The organism is Haloferax gibbonsii ATCC 33959, from assembly GCF_000336775.1.
GTDB lineage: Archaea > Halobacteriota > Halobacteria > Halobacteriales > Haloferacaceae > Haloferax > Haloferax gibbonsii.
Genome location: NZ_AOLJ01000014.1, coordinates 46,722 through 65,513 on the forward strand (window position 1 = coordinate 46,722; position 18,792 = coordinate 65,513).

The window sequence follows — 18,792 nt, forward strand, 5'->3', positions numbered from 1 at the left end:
TTCGTGTCGAGAGCGACTGTCCGTCGCTCAGTTCACTTGTGCGCGAAGTAGACGACGGTCTCGTCGTCGCCGCGGTCGTCCACGCGGACGAAGCCGACGCGCTCGAACTGGACGAGTTCGTCCTCGGGCACGTCGCCGAAGTCGGGTTCAGCGACGCCCGTCACGTCGCCGTCCATGGTGCGCATGCGGACCGGGACGCCGTCGGTCGGTGCCCAGTGAATCACGGCCACGTCGCCCTCGCGGACCACGTCGAGGTCGTCGCCGGTGGCGACGAGCGAGTCGCCCTCGCGGCGGACCGCGCCGAAGCCCTTCAGCCAGACGCGCTCGCCCTCGGCGGGCACGTCGCCCGATTCGAGGAGGACGCTGTCGCCGACCGGGATGTCGCGGGTGCCGCGCTCCTCGAAACTCGGGTGGAGCGGCGGGTGGGCGCTGTCGGGGCCGCCCTCGACGGCGAACTCCTCCCCGTCCCGAACGAGGAAGTAGCGGTCCGTCTCGTCGTCGACGAGGTCGCGGTTGTTCGCGTAGACCGTGGACATCGAGAGGTCGACGTTCGACGTGGAGGTGCCGAGGCCGACCATCGCGTCCACGATGGCCTGTCCGCGGATGCCGCGGCGGCGGAGGCTCTTGATGGTCGGCACGCGCGGGTCGTCCCAGCCTTCGACCTCGCCCGCGTCGATGAGCTCCTTGATGCTCGACGTGGACATCTTCACGTCGTAGGCGTCGACCTGCACGTGGCCCCAGTGGACGACCTCGGGGTAGTCCCAGCCGAAGTAGTCGTAGACGAACTGCTGGCGCTTCGCGGAGTCCTGCAGGTCGATGCCGCGGATGATGTGGGTGACGCCCGTGAGGTGGTCGTCGACGCCGGACTGGAAGTCGAGCATCGGCCACGCGCGGTAGTCGGCCGCCTCCTCGCGGGGGTGCGGCGTGTCTATCATGCGGAAGGCGACCCAGTCGCGCAGCGCGGGGTTCTTGTGTTCGATGTCGGTCTTGACGCGGAGGACCATCTCGCCCGAACTGTACTCGCCTTCGACCATGTCCTCGAACTCCTCGCGGGTCGTCTCGGGGTCCTTGTCGCGGTGCGGACACGGCTTCCCGTCGTTCTTCAGGTTCGAGAACGCCTCGCCCGAACACGAGCAGGTGTACGCGCCGCCCATCTCGATGAGTTCGCGGGCGTAGTCGTAGTACGTCTCCACCCGGTCGGAGGCGCGAATCACGTCGTCGGGCTCGAACCCGAGGTAGTCGATGTCGTCGAGGATGGCGTCGTACGCCGTCAGGTCCGGCCGCTTCGTCTCCGGGTCGGTGTCGTCGAACCGGACGATGAAGGAGCCGTCGTACATCTCCTTGTACGTCCCGATGACCGCGGGCATGCGGGCGTGGCCGAGGTGCCACGGGCCGTTGGGGTTCGGTGCGGCGCGCATGCGGACCTCGTCGTACTCCTCGACGTTGGGGAGGTCGGGGAGAAGCGACTCGTCCGCTTCCTCCTCGGCTTCCATCTCGGCGAGTTCCTCGGGCGCGAGGTCTTCGAGTCGGTCGCGCTTTTCACCCGCCGACAGTTGGTTGACCTCGGCGACGACGGGACCGATGAGTCCCGGAATCTCGCCGCCGTGCTGTCGGAAGTCGGGGTTTTCGCCCATCAGCGGGCCCATAATCGCGCCCACGTCGGCGTCGCTGTCGTGTTTGACCGCGTTGAGAAGCGCGTGCTTTTCGGCCTCTCGCTCGATGCGCTCTCGAAGCTCGTCGTCCATTACCGTTGGCTTCCGCGGCGCGCCTAAAAACAGGCCCGGATTGCGGGGAAGGGTCCTCGCGCGGGCAGGGGTACGTGGGATGTTAGCACTTCAGAGCAAATATGCGTTACGGCGGCGGGGCTCGGGAGGCGGACGGACCGAAGAGAAATCCTCGTGGCCGCGGTTCGCGGGCGCGTCGCGCTCTCAGTAGCCGCGGGTGATGAGGTAGTCCGCGATGTCGCAGAGCAGCTCGCGGGCCTCGTTGTCCGGGAGGACGTCGAGCCGCGACTTGGCCTGTTCGGTGAGGTCTTCGGCCATCTCGCGGGCGTAGTCGATGCTGCCCGCCTCGTTCAGTTCGGCGACGGCGGCCTCGACGGCGTCCTCGGTGAGCTCCTCGGCCGTCTCGGCGTCGACGAGGTCGTCCACGTCGATGCCCTGCTGGCGCGCGTGGAGCGAGATGATGGTCTCTTTGTTCTCCACGAGGTCCGAGCCGCGCTGTTTGCCGAGCTGCTCCGACGGCACCGTCAGGTCGAGCACGTCGTCCTGAATCTGGAACGCGCTGCCGGACTCGATGCCGTACTGGTAGAGCGCCTCGACGACGTCGTCGTCCGCGCCCATGACGACCGCCGGAACGGCGGCCGCGGTCCCGTAGAGGACCGCCGTCTTCAGTTCGACCATCTGGAGGTACTCGTCGGGGAGCACCTCGGTGCGGCGCTCGAACTCGATGTCGAGCGCCTGCCCCTCGCAGATCTGCGTGCAGGTGGTCGCGAGTCGGCGGACGGCTTCGAGACCGTCGGCGGGGTCAGCGCCGGTCTTCGTCAGGAGTTCGAACGCCTTGGCGTACAGCGTGTCGCCGGCGAGGATGGCGGTCGAGTTGTCGTACTCCTTGTGGACCGCCGGAACGCCGCGACGGAGGTCGTCGTCGTCCATGATGTCGTCGTGGATGAGCGTGAACGACTGGATGACCTCGATGCTCACGGCCGCGACCATCACGTCGATGGGGTCGCCCGCGAGCGTCGGGAACGCCCGGTAGTCCTCCGACATCGGTTCGACGTCCGCGAGGGACTCCGCGGTCAGGAGTGAGACGGTCGGCCGGAGGCGCTTGCCGCCGGCTTTCAGGAGGTACCGGGAGGCCTCGTAGAGCCGTTCGGGCTCGGCCATCGGCACGTCCTCGTCGAGCGCGTCGTTGACGAGTTCGCGCCGCTCGCGAATCGCCTCGAGCACCCGCTTTTCCGTCGCGTCGGGAGTCATCACTCCACCAGCTGAATCATGTTTCCGTTCCGCGTGACGTGGACGTCGCGACCGAGGGCGTAGCCCTGACTCTCGGCGAGGTCCACGTACGGAGCGAAGCCTTTCAGGTTCTGGTGAGCCGGGATGACGTGCTGGGGCTGGAGCGCCTGCAGCATCTCGTAGTGCCCCTCCTCGCGGAGGTGGCCCGAGACGTGAATCTCGTCGTAGATGCGCGCGCCCTGCATGCGCAGGAGGCGCTCGGACTGGTAGCGCTGGCCCTCGTTCGTCGGCTCCGGGATGACCCGCGCCGAGAAGATGACCTTGTCGCCGTCGTCGATCTCGTACGGCGTCTCGCCGCGGCCCATGCGGGTGAGCATCGCGCGCGGCTCGCCCTGGTGGCCCGTGACGATGGGCAGGTAGTTCTCCTTGCCCTCCTTCATGATTCGCTTGAAGGTGCGGTCGACGGACTTGCGGTGGCCGTACATCCCGAGGTCGTCGGGGAGGTCGACGAAGCCGAGGCGCTCGGCGGTGCCGGAGTACTTCTCCATCGAGCGACCGAGGAGGACCGGCTGGCGGCCGATGTCCTTGGCGAACTCGACGAGCGAGGAGACCCGGGAGATGTGCGACGAGAACGTCGTCGCCACGATGCCGCCGTCGTAGTCCTCGACGGAGGTCATCACGTCTTTGAGGTGGCGGCGCGCGACGGACTCGGAGGGCGTGCGGCCCTTCCGGCCGGCGTTCGTACAGTCTTCGATGTACGCGAGCACGCCGTTGCCCTCGCGACCGATTTCGCGGAAGCGCTTCATGTCGATGGGGTCTTCGAGGACCGGCGAGTGGTCCATGCGCTTGTCGAGACCGTAGACGACGGCGCCCTCGGGCGTGTGGACGACCGGGTTGATGGCGTCGATGATGGAGTGGGTGACGTGGACGAATTCGAGTTCCACGTTGCCGGAGTCGCCGATGGACATCGTCTCGCCGGCTTCCATCTTGACGAGGTCGTTGTTGACGTTGAACTTGTTCTCGCCTTCGATCTGCTGTTTCACCAGTTCGATGGTGAAGGGCGTGGCGACGACGGGGGCGTCGTAGCGGTGGGCGAGCTTGGAGATGGCACCGATGTGGTCGAGGTGACCGTGCGTGGGGACGATGGCCTGCACGTCTCCTTCGAGGTCGCTCATGACCCGGTCGTCCGGGATAGCGCCCATGTCGATGAGGTCGAGGCTGTGCATCTTTTCGGTCTCGACGTTGTCGTGGATGAGGACCTGCGACAGGTTGAGACCCATGTCGAAGACGACGACGTCGTCTCCGGCACGGACGGCCGTCATCTGACGGCCGACTTCTTCGTATCCGCCTATGGTTGCGATTTCGATTTCCATGGTTTGTGTCTCGATATTCCGAGCATCGAAAGCCACGATGTGGCGAAGGTGCTCACGGAAAGACGGGTGTCTGGGGGCCACCGGCCCCGGCGTCTTGCAGCTCGTCGGTCGAATGACCCCGCGTACGAGACGGCCCGAACCGGTCGAACTGGGCGCGCCCGCACTTACCCGCGGGTTTCTGGTACTGAGTTCTACTCACGGGGGTACTAAAAACTACGTGGGTTCACCGCGCCCGCACGCCCGGGCTCGTGAGAGAACGTCTCACGTGACCCGGGTTTTCCTCCGTTCGACGACGGTTTCGACCCGGACGGTCGGATTCGACGGCCATCTCGCACTGTCGGTCCGGCACATTTAAGATAACTACGAGACGGGTTTGATGCATGAGCGGCCGACCCCTCGACGTCCTCGAAGCGTCACTCGACGAGCCGGTGACGGTTCTCCTCAAGGACGGAAACGCGTACTTCGGCGTCCTCGCTGGTTACGACCAGCACATGAACGTCGTACTCGAAGAAGCGCTGGACGAAGACACCGTGCCCGGGGATATCGAACTCGAGCAAGTCCAAGACACAACCATTATACGCGGCGATAACGTCGTCACCATCAAAGCATGACGGGTGCAGGAACCCCTAGCCAAGGAAAGAAGAACAAGACGACGCACGTCAAGTGCCGTCGCTGCGGCGAGAAGTCCTACCACGTGAAGAAGAAGGTCTGCTCGTCTTGCGGCTTCGGTAAGTCGAAGAAGCGTCGGAGCTACGCCTGGCAGTCGAAGTCCGGCGACAACTAACGACTCTCGACGGTCTCTGACCGTCTCTGTCTTCTCTCTCGCCGTCTGCGGCGAGAACGAACCCGCGTTCCTGACTCCCGGTTTGTCCCCGCGCCCGTGACACTCGCTAGCACCGAGTACGGCGTCGCTCTCCGCCCGTCACGCCCGAGTTCCTTCCTCGTGTGCTCCGGTTCCCCGAACTGTCACTTCATCTCGTCACCGCCCTCGACTGGTTCGGTTTACCTCCGTTCTCAGCCCTCGCCGTCCGTGCGCCGCATCGTCCGACTCCTCGTCGAATCCCCGCCCCACCGAGCGGTCACCACCGCGCACGAGATATGCACTTCTATGCATATTTGCCGGTTACTGAACCCGTCGTTACTGCATAAGGACGGGTTTTTTACCCCCTCGACTCTCTATCGTCTTCCATGGTATCTGGGCGGGACGACTCCCACCACCACATCGGCGGACCGACGGAGAAGTGCGGTGTCGTCGGCGTCGCACTCGGCGGTCGAGACGCCGCACGACCCCTGTACTACTCGCTGTACGCCCTCCAGCACCGGGGCCAAGAGTCCGCAGGCATCGTCACCCACGACGGGTTCCAACAGCACAGTCACGTCCAGATGGGGCTCGTCGGCGACGCGTTCGGCGCCGACGACCTCGACGGCCTGAAAGGTGAGGCGGGCATCGGCCACGTCCGCTACCCCACCGCCGGCGACGTGTCGAAGTCGTGCGCCCAGCCGTTCGCCGTCTCGTTCAAGTCGGGGTCGCTCGGGCTCGCGCACAACGGCAACCTCGTCAACGCCGACGAACTCCGCGACGAACTGGAGAACTTCGGTCACGCCTTCACCTCCACGGGCGACACCGAGGTCATCGCCCACGACCTCGCGCGCAATCTCCTCGAAGAGGACCTCGTCCGCGCCGTCAAGCGGACTATGGAGCGCATCCACGGCTCGTACGCGCTCACCATCATGCACGACGAGACGGTCCTCGGCGTGCGTGACCCCGAAGGGAACCGTCCGCTCTGTATCGGCAAACTCGACGACGGCTACGTGCTCGCCTCCGAGTCGGCCGCCATCGACACGCTCGACGGCGAACTCGTCCGCGACGTGAAACCGGGCGAACTCGTCGTCCTCGACCCCGACGGAAGCGGCTTCGACTCGTATCAACTGGTCGAACGCGACAACACGGCCCACTGCTTTTTCGAACACATCTACTTCGCCCGCCCGGACTCCGTGATGAACGACACGCTCGTCTACGAGGTCCGCCGCGGGCTCGGCCGGAAGCTCTGGGACGAAAACGGCGTCGACACCGACGTGGTCATGCCCGTTCCCGACTCGGGCCGCGCGTTCGCCTCCGGCTACGCGGAGGCCGCCCAAGAGGACGACGCGACCGTCGAGTTCGCCGAGGGACTGATGAAGAACCGCTACGTCGGCCGGACGTTCATCATGCCGACTCAAGACGAGCGCGAGCGCGCCGTCCGCCTCAAGCTCAACCCCATCAAGAGCACCGTCGAGGGCAAGTCCGTGACGCTCATCGACGACAGCATCGTCCGCGGGACGACCTCGAATCAGCTCGTCCAACTGCTGTACGACGCCGGCGCGACCGAGGTCCACATGCGCATCGGCGCGCCGCCCATCGTCGCGCCCTGTTACATGGGCATCAACATGGCCACCCGCGAGGAACTCATCGCCTCGGACAAGTCGGTCGAGGAGGTCCGCGACACCATCGACGCCGACAGTCTCGGCTACCTCTCTATCGACGCCGTCGCCGAAGTGCTCGAAAAGTCCCGCGCCGACCTCTGTCTCGGCTGTGTCACCGGCGAGTACCCGTACGACATCGACGGCGAGGAGACCGACCGCGACGTGAGCCGACCAGTCGTCGGTGCCGAAGCGCCGCTGAGCGACTGAGTTCCGGTTCCGGACCCCGCCGGTTCCGCTCCCGTTCGTCCCCCCACGCCCAACCTATCGCTCCGTCTGACAGTCACCGGGAGCCTCGATAGCATAATCAACGCGGTCTTTCTTGTCTCTCGCACCCGTTGTTCGAACCGTACTCCGACTCGCCGAGGACCGGGTTGCGAGCGGAGTACGGAGTGCGAATCGACGGGGTGGTGGAGCGCCGCGGGAGGGCCCGCACATCCCGTCTCTGTGACCTGCCGGTCGCACCACGTACTACCGCCCGTCCGAATCGGCGGCCCTCGGGCCGCGCGCCCCGCCGCGGGCGTCGGACGGGTACTCCCTTTGAACGCCCGAGCGACGGCGCTCTCCGAACGCGCCTCAGTAGATGACGTAGAGGAGGACGTAGACGACGTTTCCGAGGACGAACGAGACGAGCCACAGCGAGGCCGCGACGCGGCCGAACCGGGCGTGTTCCGTCCCGAAGACCTCGGTTATCGGTCGCGTCAGCGCCAACAGCAGCGCGTAGTAGACGACGGGGACACAGACGACAGCCAAGAGGATGTGAACCGCCAGCGTCGGGAGGTAGACGAACTGGTAGACTGCGTCGGGGCCGGGGAACTCCGCGGTTCCCTGGACGACGACCTTGTAGAGATAGAGGACGAGAAACGTCGCAAAGAGGAGGAACGAGGCGAGCATCATGCGCCGGTGGCGCTCGATTTCGCCGCGGCGGACGAACCGGACGCCGGCGAGGATGGTGACGATGGCGACGGTGCTGATGACCGCGTTCACGTGCGGAATCGCGTTCAGCACGGCCTCGGGAGCAGTCGGAATCGCGGCGCGGGGAATCGCGCCGAGCGCCGCGCCGAAGACGAGCGCGAGCGACAGCACCGAGAGAATCGCAGTCAGTCCGCGGACGTGGTCGCGTGCTCGGAACTCCATAGGCGTATCCCGGTGCCGCGAGGCCAAAATCGTTCTGTCGCCCGCCCGCGGCACGGCGCCTGCAAACGCCCGACATTGCCGAGGCGAAAGGAAAGTCATTTAAATTACCGCGGGGTAAACGAGAGTGCAGCAAGACACAGCGAGCGTGGGTAGCCAAGCCAGGCCAACGGCGCAGCGTTGAGGGCGCTGTCCTGTAGAGGTCCGCCGGTTCAAATCCGGTCCCACGCATCGCAAGATGCAGGTGACGTCCCTACACGGACATCACCCACGCACAATCCTTCCACGAAACTACACCCCGGAGAGGTTCGCCTCTCTCGGGTTCTCCGAACTATTCTTCGACAGCAAGGGCGCTGTCCTGTAGAGGTCCGCCGGTGAGAATCCGGCTCGCCGGATTCGAACGTCGAGACGAGCGGAGTGAGTCTCGGAAGTTCAAATCCGGTCCCACGCATCGCATGTGCGGACTCACAGTCCGCAATGAGGCGGCGTAGCCGCCGAATGATGCAGGTGACGTCCCTACACGGACATCACCCACGCACAATCCTTCCACGAAACTACACCCCAGAGAGGTACTCCTCTCTGGGTTTCTCTGCACTGCTCCTCGTTGAGGGACACCTCTCCGAACGTCTCGTTATTCACCGGTCAGCGCCCGTGCCGCCCCCCGACTTCGACTACCGACCGCCGTCCCGTGCCGCGAGTTTAAAAGGGTCGAACGAGTAACACGCGGCATGGCCAAGTACTCGACGAACCGGGGCGGTGGCGGCGGCGACGGCGACAGTTGCGAACTCTGCGGTCGCAGCACCGCGAAGCTCCGGCGCGCGAACGTGGCCGGCGCGGACCTGTTGGTCTGTCCGGACTGCGCGCCGCACGGCGAGAACCGCCACGCGGACCGAAAAAACGAGTCGACCGACGCCTCGCGCGACGGCTCCGAGCGGAATCGCAAGAAGCGCGCCGCCCAGCGCACCGCCAAGATGTACGACAGCGCGAAGGGCGACTCCAAACACTGGGAGGAAAAGGGGACGAACTACGAGAAAGACCGGCTCCCCTATCTCGTCTCCGGCTACGGCGGCGTCGTCGAGTCCGCCCGGCAGGACGCCGGCCTCCAGCTCGCCGACCTCGCCGACGAACTCGAACTCGACGAGAAGCAACTGCTCGCCATCGAGCAGGGCCGGGCCACGCGGGCGAACGTCGGCGGCTCGGCCATCCGCGCGCTCGAAGAGCGCCTCGACGTGACCCTCGTCGACGAGTAGCACGATTTTTCTCGGTCGGGCGTCTCGACGCGCATATGTCCGACTCACTCGCACCCGAGTCCCCGACGGTCCGGGCGTTCGACGCGACGGTGGCGCGCGTCGATGGCCGGTCGGTCGTCCTCGACGAGACGTACTTCTACCCCGAAGGCGGCGGTCAGCCCGCCGACCGCGGTGTTCTCGGCGGCGTCGACGTCGAACACGTCCGAAGCGAAGCCGACGGAACGGTCGTCCACGACCTCGCGGCCGACCCCGACTTCGGCGTCGGCGACGAGGTGACCGGCGTCGTCGACGACGACTTCCGGACGTACTGCATGCGGGCGCACACCGCGAGTCACGTGCTCTACGGCGCGGGTCGCCGCATCTTCGACGACCTCGGCTACGGCGGCTTCGACATCTCCGCGGAGAAGGTGCGCGTCGACTTCGAGACCTCGACCGAAGTCGACGACGGCGCGCTCGTCGAACTGGAGCGTCTCGTCAATCGGGCGGTGTGGGACAGCCGCGAGGTGTCGTGGGAGGAGATTCCCGTCTCGGAGGCCCGCGAGCGCGGGGAAATCGCGTTCAACGTCAAGACCGAGGAGGGCGTCTTCTCCGAGTCCGACACCGTTCGGGTCGTCTCCATCGACGGCTGGGACTGGGCGGCCTGCGGCGGGACGCACGTCTCGAACACCGTCGAAATCGGGCCGGTCGAGGTGCTCGGCCGGTCGAACCCCGGCGAGGGACTCACCCGCGTCGAGTTCGCGGTCGGCGCCTCGGCCATCGACCGCCGCGCCGCAGTTCGAACGTCCGCCTACGAGGCCGCCCGAGCGCTCGGAACGAACCTCGACGGTCTCGGGGAGTCGGCCGCCACCGCCGCGGCCGCGCGCGAAGAACTGGAATCCGAACTCGCAGACCTGAAGTCCGAGGTGCTGCGCGCTCGCCTCGACGACTTCGAGACGGTCGAACGCGACGGACTGACGTGGCGGGTCGGTGCGGTCTCCGGCTTCGACGCGAACGAGGTCGGCGACGCGGCCAAGGAGGCCCGCGACGGTGCGGACGTGCTCGTCGCCGTCGGCGAGTCCGACGCCCCGTTCGTCGTCGTCGCCAGCGCCGGCGACGCGGCCGCCGGCGACGTCGTCGCCGAGGTGACAGACGAGTTCGGCGGCGGCGGCGGCGGGGGACCGACCTTCGCGCAGGGCGGCGGTCTCGGCGCGCCGGCCGACGAGGTGCTGGCATACCTGTGCGACTGAGTTGACTCTGGCCACCGATACTGTGTCGTGCTGACGCCCGACGGACGACCGGCGGTTCAATCATCTTTTTCAATGATGGTCCGTACTCACCACCATGGAAACCGTAGGGTCTGCCACGGGTCTGACCGACGAGCAGCGGGCCATCCGAGACGTCGTCCACGAGTTCGCCGTCGAGGAGATTCGCCCGACCGCGCGCGAGGCCGACGAGACGGAGACGTTCCCGGAAGACGTGTGGGACGGCCTCGCCGAACTCGACCTGACCGGCCTGACCGTCCCCGAGGAGTACGGCGGGTTCGGTGCCGACCGCGCCACCTACGCCGTCGTCAACGAGGAGGTCGCCTACGGCCAACTCGCCGTCGCGACCGCGCTCTCCGTGCACTGTCTCGCGACCGAGTGTATCGCGGAGTTCGCCACCGACGAACAGAAAGAGACGTGGCTCCCCGAGATGGCTCGCGGCCGACCGGTCGGCATGTTCGGTCTCTCCGAACCGGACGCCGGGTCGAACCCCGCGGAGATGTCGACAGTCGCCCGACGAGACGGCGACGAGTACGTCATCAACGGCAAAAAGCAGTGGATAACGAACGGCCAGCGCGGCGGCGTCTGCATCCTCTTCGCCAAGACTGACCCCGACGACCCCTCGTCAGTCACGCAGTTCCTCGTCCCGAAGGAGGCCGGCTACGAGGTCGGCAAGAAAGAGGAGAAACTCGGTCTCCGCGCCTCCGACACGACGGCGCTCCTCTTCGACGACGTTCGCATCCCCGCTGAAAACCGACTCACTGAGGAGGGCAAGGGCCTCTCCGCCGCCTTCCGCATCCTGACCGGCGGCCGAATCGGCATCGCCTCGCAGGCCGTGGGACTCGCGCAGGCCGCGCTCGACGACGCCATCGACTACGCCAACGAGCGCGAGCAGTTCGACAAACCCATCTCGAAGATTCAGGCGATTCGCCACAAAATCGCCGACATGGGCACGCAGGTCCACGCCTCGCGGATGCTCGTCCGCGAGGCCGCCCGCGTCGCCGACGCCGGCGACGACCCGCGGACCGCGGCGTCCATCGCGAAGTACTTCGCCAGCGAGGCCGCGGTCGACGTGACGAACGAGGCCGTGCAGGTCCACGGCGGCTACGGCTACACCACCGATTTCGACGTGGAACGCTACTACCGCGACTCGAAGATCACGACCATCTACGAGGGGACCAGCGAGATTCAAAAGGAGATTATCGCGCGGTCGCTCCTCGACTGAGCGGTCGGGTCAGCCCGCTTTTTCACTCGGCCGCGTCGCTCACGGACTACGGGCGAGCGTCGGCAGCCCTCGCTCGCGGACCACGTCAGCGGCGGCGAGTCCCGCGAGAAGCATACACCCGACGAGCGTCACCCACGCGCCGACAGCCGAGACGAACGTCTCGTCCCACAGTTGGATGAACCGCAGGACTGCGACGGTCCCGACGACGCCGACGACCAGTTCCGCGCGGCGGGACCGCCGTCCGGCGAGCGCGGCGAGAGAGAGCAGGACGACTGTCGGGAAGAGGACGATGCCGTGGACGAGCTCCAGACCGTTTCCCATGCCGCCGTAGTAAACGGAGATAACCGGTCCTTCGTGGGCCGGGTCGACCTGTATCCACGGGAGGAAGACGCCGACCGCGACGACGAGCGACGGGAGGACCGGAGCGAGGCGTTCGCGGAGCGGGGATGCCATACCGGAGGCGACGCCGGTTTTCCGTATAGGCCTTCTCCCGAAGCGCCTTTTCCCCGCGGTTCCCTACTGCGGGCAATGACGCTCCCCGACCTCTCGGCGTTCGACGCCGTCGTGTACGACCTCGACGGTACGCTCGTCAACCTCCGCGTCGACTGGGACGACGCCGCCAGCGACGCCGCGGCCGTCCTGCGCGACGCCGGCGTCGACGCCGACTCGCTGGACCTCTGGAAGATGCTCGACGCGGCCGACGCGGCCGGCGTCCGCGACGAACTGGAGCGAGAGCTCGCGGCGCACGAGCGAGAGGGCGCGTGGGTCTCCGACCGCCTCCCGCTCGCGGACCACCTCGCCGCCGACGGCGTTCCCTCCGGCGTCTGCTCGCTCAACGCCGAGGACGCCTGCCGGGTCGCGCTCGACGTGCACGACCTCGCGGACCACGTCGACGCCGTCGTCGGCCGCGACACCGTGGCGACCCGCAAGCCGGACCCGGAGCCGCTGCTCGCGACGCTCGAACGGATGGCGGTCGACCCCGACTCGGCCGTGTTCGTCGGCGATTCCGCCCGCGACGAGGTGACCGCCGACCGCGCGGGCGTCGCCTTCAGATACGTCGACGGCGGCCCGTCGGGCGTCTGAGACGAGGCTCTGAGGAAGCAGAAATCGAGAGACGCAGGGCGAACAGGCGGCACGTCCGCTCCGCCGGACGGCGTGCCGCGCTCCCGCGTCTCGCCCGGCGGCGATGCTCAACGCACGGGGGCGCTGGCCGCGGAATCGGTCATAAACCTCCGCTCCGGCGCGGCCGTTAAGCCCGCCGAGTCCTACGGTCACGCATGGGATTTCCGGTCTCGTACTACTGTCCGCACTGCGGCGCGGTCGTCGAACTCGAACGCGACGGCTACCTGGCCGACAAGTCGGTGACGCCGTACCCGCTCGAAGGCTGGTCGTACGCCGACCCGACCGACGACTTCGAAGACGCCGAGGGCGTCCGGTTCGCCTGCGGCGAGAGCGACGCCCCCGGCCTGTCGTGGACCGGTGACGTGGTCGACGCCGACGACGTGGAGAACCCCACGCTGGCGTCGCCGTGCGGCCGCGAGTTCTACCTCTCGTTCGTCAGATACGAAGACGGCCGCGAGGTCGAGGCGGTCCCCGAGAGCGACTACGTCGTCATCGGCGGGGGAGGCCCGTCCGGTCCGTCGGGCCCGCGAGGTCCGGACGCGGGGCCGCGCGGTCCCGACGGGTTCTGAGTCTTCGGGAGCCTCCGCGCCCGCGACGGGCGTCCGCGTCGTGCGAACGCGCGTCACTCCGTATTCAATAGCTCGCGCGTCGACTATCTATCATGGTTCCCATTCAGTCCACGTTCGGTCTCGGTGACGCGCTGTTCTTCGTCCCGTTCGTCGTCATCGCCGTCGTCATCTTCGCGTTCGCCGGCGCGGTGGTCTACCTCGAACACAGAAAGGAGATGGCGCTCATCGAGAGCGGCCACTACGACGAGGTCGGCCGCGACTCGCGGGCGTGGATTCTCGGCGGCGGCCTGCTCGTCCTCGCGCTCGGCCTCGGAAGCGTCGTCTCGGCGCTCCTCTCCGGCGGCGCGGTCGGCGACGGCGTGACCGCGGTGTTCGTCGGTCTCGCGGCGCTCGCGTACTACTTCTACAAGCGCCGCGCGGTCGGAACGACCGCCGCCTGAGCCGCGAAAAGCGGTCGGGAACTCAGCCCTTGATGTTGCAGACGGGGAACGTCCGCGCGACCTTGTCGCCGATGCCCAGTTCGTCCGAGACGCGGACGACCTCGTCCACGTCCTTGTAGACGCCGGGCGCTTCTTCGGCGACCGTCGCGCCCGACTGGGCCTTCACGTATATCTTCTCCTGCTCGCGGAGTTCGTCCTGCACCGTCTCGCCCCAGTACTCCTGTTTCGCCTTGGTTCGGCTCATGAGTCGGCCCGCGCCGTGGGCCGTCGAGCCGAAGGTGAGGTCGAGCGACTGGTCGCCGCCGCGGAGGACGTAGCTCCCCGCGCCCATGCTGCCGGGGATGATGACCGGCTGGCCCACGTCGGCGTAGGCGGGCGGGAGTTCGGGTCGCCCCGCGGGGAACGCCCGCGTCGCCCCCTTCCGGTGGACGTAGAGTTCGCGCTCCTCGCCGTCAACTTCGTGAACCTCTTTCTTGGCGATGTTGTGCGCGACGTCGTACAACAGGCGCATCTCCATGTCGCGCCAGTCGCGGTCGAACACGTCGGCGAACACCTCGCGCGTGCGGTGCATGATGAGCTGTCGGTTCACCCACGCGAAGTTGATGGCGGCGCACATCGCGCCGTAGTACTCTTCTGCGAGCGCGGAGCCGGCGGGCGCGGCCGCGAGCTCCTTGTCCGGCAGCTCGTCGAGCAGGTCCTTGTGTTCCTTCTCGATGCGTCGGAGGTAGTCGGTGCAGGTCTGGTGGCCGAGGCCGCGGGAGCCGCAGTGGATGAGCACGACGATTTGGTCGGCTTCGAGGCCGAACGACTCGGCCACGTCCTCGCGGTAGACGTCCGTGACGCGCTGGACTTCGAGGAAGTGGTTCCCGGAGCCGAGACTGCCGATTTGGTTGCGGCCGCGGTCTTTCGCCTTCTGCGAGACGAACTCGGGTCGGGCGTCGTCGCGGAAGCCTTCGTCCTCGCAGTGGGCGAGGTCGTCGTCCGTGGCGTAGCCGGCGTCGACCGCCCAGCGCATCCCGCGGGCGAGGATGTCCTCGATGGTCTCGGCGTCGCCCTTGACGACGCCGCCGCCGCCGAGGCCCGAGGGAACCGCCTCGAACAGGGCGTCGACGAGTTCCTCCTCGTGTCCCTGGAGGTCCTCGTAGGTGAGGTTCGTCGTCATCATGCGGACGCCGCAGTTGATGTCGTAGCCGACCGCGCCGGGCGAGAGACAGCCGTCCGTGGCGTCGGTCGCGCCGACGCCGCCGACCGGGAACCCGTAGCCCTGGTGGCCGTCGGGCATGCAGATTGCGTGCTTGGTGATTCCCGGCAGGTGCGTCGCGTTCCGTAGCTGTTCGAGCGTCTTGTCGTCGCCGATGTGGTCGAGCAGCGCCTCGGAGGCCAACACCCGCGCGGGGGCGTTCATCTCGCCCTCCCGCGGAATCTCCCAGACGTGCTCGCGAACCCGTCGCAGTTCGATGTCGCCGAACTCGCGCGTTTCCATACCGGGACAATCGACGCGGCGACTCAATAGGATTCCGTCACGCGCCCGCGGACCGCCCGGACGCGTCGCCGCCGCTTTCGGCGTCGCCCGCGCCGCGGTCGGAGAGCGCGCGGTCGACGGACAGCGGCCCGCCGCCGGTCACGAGCAGCGCCGACACGAGACCGAAAAGCGAGATGTGCGCCAGCACGGGGTCGTCCGGCAGGCCGAACAGCGTCGTCGTGAACAGCAGGAAGGCGACGGCGGAGGCCGCTCGGGTGAACGCGCCGGCGACGAGCAGGACGCCGACGAGCGCCTCGGTCAGCCCCGCGCCGACGACCCACAGTTCCGGTGCGACCGGGACGACCGCGGTGAGGTCGTACTTGGCGACGACCGCGAGCGCGTCGCCGGGTTCCATGAGCTTCTGGGCGACGCCGAGGTAGACGAACGTGAGGCCGAGACCGACCCGGAGAACCGCGGGCACGTAGGCTTCGAGGTGGCGAGTCCGCTCGACGAACGGGAGGGCGACCCGTCGGTAGAACGGGTCGACCCGAGAGTAGAACGTCCGGTCGTCGGCCGCCATCGAGGCGACGGCGTGGTCGGCGCTGGGGCGACCGCCGCCGACGAGCGCGATGGCGAGGAAGCCGGGAACGTACTCGAACGCCAGCACGAGCGCCGGTTCGACCGCGAGTCCGACGAGGTAGCCCGCGAGGCCGACCGCGGCGACGAGGCGCGTCCCGAACCCGAACAGCAGGAGGAACCCGACCGTGATGCCGAACAGTCTGACGAAGACGGGCGACGAGGACTGGACGGCGGGCGAGAAGAAGTAGCCCGAAAAGCCCGCCCCGACGAGCGGGAGCCCAACCGCGAGGCGGAGGAGCCACGGGAGAAGCGACTCGTAGGACGCCATCGTTCGGCGGAACGCCCGAACGTCGTTCGGGAGCGGTCGGAACCGCAGGTAGGCCGCACCGGCGACCGCGACGCCGACGCCGCCCGCGCCGAGGACGGCGAGGTTGAACGGGTCGGTCAGCGCCGCCAACAGAAACGCCGCCACTTCGACGGGGTCGCTCCCCGGCGTCACGTACTTGACGTGCGCGCTCGCGTTCCCCGCCCCCGCCGCGAGGAGCGCGACGAGGCCGGCGAGTCGGGTCGCCCCGCGGACGTGCTGTGTCATGTCTCGGGTTACGACCGACCGACCATAACGGCGCGGGATGAATACAGCCGAAACCGGGCGAGAGAAGGTATGAAACGATTGAATCGGAACGTCACACGTCGAAGACGACGTACGCCTCCCAGCCGGCGTCGGTCTCCGCCAGTCGCATCTCGGAGTAGGTGACGGCCTTCACGTCGCGGGCGTCCACGTCGGCGAAGGGGACGCCGCGCGCGGACGCCTCGACGGCCCACTCGTCGCCCTCCCGCCGGACGGTCGCCTCGTGGGCCGCCGGGAGGACGCCACGCACGTCGCGCTCGTAGATGAGTTGGTCGAGGTAGTCGAACAACAGCGCCTCGCGGCCCTCAGCGCGGACGGCGACCGAAAAGCGGTCGCCCGTCTCGGCGGGGTCGTCGCACATCGCGGCGGTGAGCCCGTCGGCGACGGCGGCGAAGACGGCACCGAGGCTCTCGCCGTCGGCCTCGACGGCCACGTCGGCGGTGTGGTCGCGGAGCGTGAATCCCATACCGGAGGGAGGGACGCCGCCGACCCTCGTCCTTTCGGTCGGCGACGGGTGCGCGTCCCGACTCCCGCGTTGGTGCGCCGCTCGTGTCGGTGAGCTATCCTGTTTGCCGACGGCGGCTTCGGTCGGACCTGCAAACGGACGGTGGAGTTATATTCTCGCTCCGGCTACGACGGGACGTGAGCGTCAACGTGGAGATGCGGGTCGACGCCCCCGGCCAGCGCGAGTACGCCGAGGAGGCGTGGGACCTGAAAGAGCGGATTCGGGTCGATGAGGGGCTCCTGAAACAGCGCCGGGGCTTCTTCATGGACGCCTACCGCCGGTCGAACACGTATCTCCTCTACGAGAACGACGCGCTCGTCGCGTTCGCCTCCACGCGGCGCGACGGCTACATCCTCTTTCTCGCGGTCTCGCCCGACGCCCGCGGCGAGGGCTACGGCAAGCGACTCGTCGCCGAGGTCGCGAGGGAGCATCCGGTCGTGACCTGTCACGCCCGGACGACGAACACGAACGCCCTCGACTTCTACGAGCGGATGGGCTTCGAGGTCCGCCGCCGCATCGACAACTACTACGAGGACGGCGGGGCCGCCTTCTACCTCCGACTCGGGGAGGAAGCCGGCCTCAGAGAGAAGCTCTCGGAGTTCCTCCGCCGGTAATCCACTGACGGAACCGCATTCGACGCAGATTCGGAGAGCCGCCGCGCCGCCGTCGACCCGGTTGCGTGTATCCTTAATTTTTATTCACTTCCTAGTATATGTGGTTGATATGTACATCGGAGTGCTCACCGTCCCGCTCGGAGACGAACCCCTCGACGACGCGCTCGACTACCTGTCCGGTATCGGCGTCGACGGCGTCGAACTCGCCGTCGGCGGCTGGCCCGGCGAGGACCACGTCGACCGAAGCGCCGTCCTCGCGGACGACGACGCGCAGGCCGACCTCCTCGATTCGGTCGAGAGTCGAGACCTGCAAATCAGCGCGCTCGCGACGCACAACAACCCGCTTCACCCCGTCGAGGAGACGGCCGCCGAGGCCGACACCGAACTCCGCGAGGCCATCGAACTCGCGGACGCCCTCGACGTGAACACCGTCACCTGTTTCTCGGGACTCCCCGCCGGCGGCCCGAACGACGAGGTCCCGAACTGGATTACCGCGCCGTGGCCGACCGAGCACGCCGACGCCCACGACTACCAGTGGGAGGTCGCCGTCGACTACTGGTCGGACCTCGCCGCGTTCGCCGACGACCACGGCGTCGACATCGCCATCGAGATGCACCCGAACATGCTCGTCTACGAGCCCACGGGCATGCTGAAGCTCCGCGAGGCGACGAACGAGCGCATCGGCGCGAACTTCGACCCCTCGCACCTCTACTGGCAGGACATCTCCATCACCGACGCGATTCGGTTCCTCGGCGAGGAGGACGCCATCCACCACTTCCACGCGAAGGACACGAAGGTCTACGAGTCCGAGTCGCGCATCAAGGGCGTCCTCGACACGACCTCCTACGCGGACACCGCCGACCGCTCGTGGCTCTTCCGCTCTATCGGCTACGGCCACGACGAGGGCCACTGGAAGGACGTGGTCTCGACGCTCCGGATGGTCGGCTACGAGGGCGCGCTCTCCATCGAACACGAGGACGCGCTCACGTCGTCCAAGGAGGGGCTCGAAAAGGCCGTCGACGTGCTCTCGCGGGCCGTCTTCGAGACGCAACCCGGCGAAGCCTACTGGGCGGAGTAATCCATGTCTGAACCGCTCTCAGTCGGCGTCCTCGGCTACCGCTTCAGGCCCACCTTTTTGCGGTTCGGGGCCGCTTCGCGACCCGCTCTCCCCAAAAATCTGGACCAAAAAGTGCCGCGAGACTCGGCCTCCGGCCTCGCCCGCGGTACCGCATCGGG

19 protein-coding genes and 1 tRNA gene are annotated in these 18,792 nt (G+C 67.4%); 12 read left to right on the top strand and 8 right to left on the bottom strand.

Features of this window, described 5'->3' with window-relative positions; all coding sequences use genetic code 11:
- Positions 1-32: 32 nt before the first annotated feature.
- The 3 genes from C454_RS08645 to C454_RS08655 all read right to left on the bottom strand — a co-directional run bounded on the left by C454_RS08645 (position 33) and on the right by C454_RS08655 (position 4,327).
- Complete coding sequence (locus C454_RS08645) at positions 33-1,745, bottom strand: glutamate--tRNA ligase (protein ID WP_004974615.1); 1,713 nt, start codon at positions 1,743-1,745, stop codon at positions 33-35.
- A 183-nt stretch (positions 1,746-1,928) separates the two neighbouring features.
- Complete coding sequence (gene idsA3 / locus C454_RS08650) at positions 1,929-2,975, bottom strand: geranylfarnesyl diphosphate synthase (RefSeq protein WP_004974617.1); 1,047 nt, start codon at positions 2,973-2,975, stop codon at positions 1,929-1,931.
- Positions 2,975-4,327 carry a ribonuclease J gene (locus C454_RS08655; protein WP_004974618.1) on the bottom strand — a complete coding sequence of 451 codons (1,353 nt, stop codon included), beginning with the start codon at positions 4,325-4,327 and terminating at the stop codon, positions 2,975-2,977. Before C454_RS08655 ends, idsA3 begins: the two co-directional genes overlap by 1 nt.
- Before the next feature lie 380 nt (positions 4,328-4,707).
- Between C454_RS08655 and C454_RS08660 the strand changes: the two genes are divergently transcribed.
- From C454_RS08660 to purF, 3 genes are all read left to right on the top strand, one after another.
- On the top strand, positions 4,708-4,938 hold the full coding sequence (locus tag C454_RS08660) for an LSM domain-containing protein (protein ID WP_004042938.1): 231 nt from the start codon (positions 4,708-4,710) through the stop codon (positions 4,936-4,938).
- Positions 4,935-5,111, top strand: coding sequence for a 50S ribosomal protein L37e (locus tag C454_RS19795; protein ID WP_004042936.1), 177 nt, complete (start codon positions 4,935-4,937; stop codon positions 5,109-5,111). The genes C454_RS08660 and C454_RS19795 overlap by 4 nt, the downstream gene beginning before the upstream one ends.
- A 404-nt stretch (positions 5,112-5,515) precedes the next feature.
- Positions 5,516-6,997: an amidophosphoribosyltransferase gene (gene purF, locus C454_RS08665; RefSeq protein ID WP_004974620.1), complete on the top strand. Its 1,482-nt coding sequence runs from the start codon at positions 5,516-5,518 to the stop codon at positions 6,995-6,997.
- Between the two features lie 366 nt (positions 6,998-7,363).
- Here purF and C454_RS08670 read toward each other — a convergent pair whose 3' ends face one another.
- Positions 7,364-7,924 (bottom strand): DUF420 domain-containing protein, encoded by a 561-nt coding sequence (locus tag C454_RS08670; RefSeq protein WP_004974622.1) that lies wholly within the window; start codon positions 7,922-7,924, stop codon positions 7,364-7,366.
- Between the two features lie 143 nt (positions 7,925-8,067).
- On the opposite strand from C454_RS08670, the gene C454_RS08675 reads away from it, so the two are divergent.
- The 4 genes from C454_RS08675 (at position 8,068) to C454_RS08690 (ending at position 11,637) form a co-directional block, all read left to right on the top strand.
- A tRNA-Leu gene (locus tag C454_RS08675) sits at positions 8,068-8,152 on the top strand.
- A gap of 497 nt (positions 8,153-8,649) precedes the next feature.
- On the top strand, positions 8,650-9,171 hold the full coding sequence (locus C454_RS08680) for a helix-turn-helix domain-containing protein (RefSeq protein WP_004974624.1): 522 nt from the start codon (positions 8,650-8,652) through the stop codon (positions 9,169-9,171).
- A 35-nt stretch (positions 9,172-9,206) separates the two neighbouring features.
- A complete protein-coding gene (locus C454_RS08685; protein WP_004974626.1) occupies positions 9,207-10,397 on the top strand; it encodes an alanyl-tRNA editing protein in 1,191 nt (396 codons plus the stop codon).
- A gap of 94 nt (positions 10,398-10,491) precedes the next feature.
- Positions 10,492-11,637, top strand: a complete 1,146-nt coding sequence (locus tag C454_RS08690; RefSeq protein WP_004974628.1) for an acyl-CoA dehydrogenase family protein — start codon at positions 10,492-10,494, stop codon at positions 11,635-11,637.
- A gap of 39 nt (positions 11,638-11,676) precedes the next feature.
- On the opposite strand, the gene C454_RS08695 is transcribed toward C454_RS08690, so the two are convergent.
- Positions 11,677-12,090 (bottom strand): hypothetical protein, encoded by a 414-nt coding sequence (locus C454_RS08695; protein WP_004974630.1) that lies wholly within the window; start codon positions 12,088-12,090, stop codon positions 11,677-11,679.
- Positions 12,091-12,165: 75 nt separating this feature from the next.
- Between C454_RS08695 and C454_RS08700 the strand changes: the two genes are divergently transcribed.
- The 3 genes from C454_RS08700 to C454_RS08710 all read left to right on the top strand — a co-directional run bounded on the left by C454_RS08700 (position 12,166) and on the right by C454_RS08710 (position 13,768).
- Positions 12,166-12,720 carry an HAD family hydrolase gene (locus tag C454_RS08700; RefSeq protein ID WP_004974632.1) on the top strand — a complete coding sequence of 185 codons (555 nt, stop codon included), beginning with the start codon at positions 12,166-12,168 and terminating at the stop codon, positions 12,718-12,720.
- 194 nt (positions 12,721-12,914) lie between these two features.
- Complete coding sequence (locus C454_RS08705) at positions 12,915-13,328, top strand: hypothetical protein (protein WP_004974634.1); 414 nt, start codon at positions 12,915-12,917, stop codon at positions 13,326-13,328.
- Between the two features lie 92 nt (positions 13,329-13,420).
- Positions 13,421-13,768, top strand: coding sequence for a hypothetical protein (locus C454_RS08710; protein ID WP_004974636.1), 348 nt, complete (start codon positions 13,421-13,423; stop codon positions 13,766-13,768).
- 22 nt (positions 13,769-13,790) lie between these two features.
- Here C454_RS08710 and C454_RS08715 read toward each other — a convergent pair whose 3' ends face one another.
- From C454_RS08715 to C454_RS08725, 3 genes are all read right to left on the bottom strand, one after another.
- Positions 13,791-15,251: an RtcB family protein gene (locus C454_RS08715; RefSeq protein ID WP_004974639.1), complete on the bottom strand. Its 1,461-nt coding sequence runs from the start codon at positions 15,249-15,251 to the stop codon at positions 13,791-13,793.
- A 37-nt stretch (positions 15,252-15,288) separates the two neighbouring features.
- Positions 15,289-16,401 (bottom strand): DoxX family protein, encoded by a 1,113-nt coding sequence (locus C454_RS08720; RefSeq protein WP_004974641.1) that lies wholly within the window; start codon positions 16,399-16,401, stop codon positions 15,289-15,291.
- Positions 16,402-16,492: 91 nt separating this feature from the next.
- Positions 16,493-16,903, bottom strand: coding sequence for an archease (locus C454_RS08725; protein ID WP_004974644.1), 411 nt, complete (start codon positions 16,901-16,903; stop codon positions 16,493-16,495).
- 176 nt (positions 16,904-17,079) lie between these two features.
- On the opposite strand from C454_RS08725, the gene C454_RS08730 reads away from it, so the two are divergent.
- Entirely contained in the window at positions 17,080-17,556 is a 477-nt protein-coding gene (locus C454_RS08730; RefSeq protein WP_004974645.1) for a GNAT family N-acetyltransferase, read from the top strand.
- Between the two features lie 109 nt (positions 17,557-17,665).
- The gene (locus C454_RS08735; RefSeq protein ID WP_004974649.1) at positions 17,666-18,634 is read left to right on the top strand and encodes a sugar phosphate isomerase/epimerase family protein; all 969 of its coding nucleotides are present in this window, start codon (positions 17,666-17,668) and stop codon (positions 18,632-18,634) included.
- The last annotated feature ends 158 nt before the right edge of the window (positions 18,635-18,792 follow it).

Excerpts from the sequence above, each read along its gene's own strand:
- C454_RS08660 (WP_004042938.1), top strand. The coding sequence starts at position 4,708 with ATGAGCGGCCGACCCCTCGACGTCCTCGAAGCGTCACTCGACGAGCCG.
- C454_RS08700 (WP_004974632.1), top strand. The coding sequence starts at position 12,166 with ATGACGCTCCCCGACCTCTCGGCGTTCGACGCCGTCGTGTACGACCTC.
- C454_RS08720 (WP_004974641.1), bottom strand. The coding sequence starts at position 16,401 with ATGACACAGCACGTCCGCGGGGCGACCCGACTCGCCGGCCTCGTCGCG.
- C454_RS08705 (WP_004974634.1), top strand. The coding sequence starts at position 12,915 with ATGGGATTTCCGGTCTCGTACTACTGTCCGCACTGCGGCGCGGTCGTC.
- C454_RS08725 (WP_004974644.1), bottom strand. The coding sequence starts at position 16,903 with ATGGGATTCACGCTCCGCGACCACACCGCCGACGTGGCCGTCGAGGCC.
- C454_RS19795 (WP_004042936.1), top strand. The coding sequence starts at position 4,935 with ATGACGGGTGCAGGAACCCCTAGCCAAGGAAAGAAGAACAAGACGACG.
- C454_RS08735 (WP_004974649.1), top strand. The coding sequence starts at position 17,666 with ATGTACATCGGAGTGCTCACCGTCCCGCTCGGAGACGAACCCCTCGAC.
- C454_RS08680 (WP_004974624.1), top strand. The coding sequence starts at position 8,650 with ATGGCCAAGTACTCGACGAACCGGGGCGGTGGCGGCGGCGACGGCGAC.
- purF (WP_004974620.1), top strand. The coding sequence starts at position 5,516 with ATGGTATCTGGGCGGGACGACTCCCACCACCACATCGGCGGACCGACG.
- C454_RS08645 (WP_004974615.1), bottom strand. The coding sequence starts at position 1,745 with ATGGACGACGAGCTTCGAGAGCGCATCGAGCGAGAGGCCGAAAAGCAC.
- C454_RS08715 (WP_004974639.1), bottom strand. The coding sequence starts at position 15,251 with ATGGAAACGCGCGAGTTCGGCGACATCGAACTGCGACGGGTTCGCGAG.
- C454_RS08695 (WP_004974630.1), bottom strand. The coding sequence starts at position 12,090 with ATGGCATCCCCGCTCCGCGAACGCCTCGCTCCGGTCCTCCCGTCGCTC.
- C454_RS08655 (WP_004974618.1), bottom strand. The coding sequence starts at position 4,327 with ATGGAAATCGAAATCGCAACCATAGGCGGATACGAAGAAGTCGGCCGT.
- C454_RS08690 (WP_004974628.1), top strand. The coding sequence starts at position 10,492 with ATGGAAACCGTAGGGTCTGCCACGGGTCTGACCGACGAGCAGCGGGCC.
- C454_RS08685 (WP_004974626.1), top strand. The coding sequence starts at position 9,207 with ATGTCCGACTCACTCGCACCCGAGTCCCCGACGGTCCGGGCGTTCGAC.
- C454_RS08710 (WP_004974636.1), top strand. The coding sequence starts at position 13,421 with ATGGTTCCCATTCAGTCCACGTTCGGTCTCGGTGACGCGCTGTTCTTC.
- C454_RS08670 (WP_004974622.1), bottom strand. The coding sequence starts at position 7,924 with ATGGAGTTCCGAGCACGCGACCACGTCCGCGGACTGACTGCGATTCTC.
- idsA3 (WP_004974617.1), bottom strand. The coding sequence starts at position 2,975 with ATGACTCCCGACGCGACGGAAAAGCGGGTGCTCGAGGCGATTCGCGAG.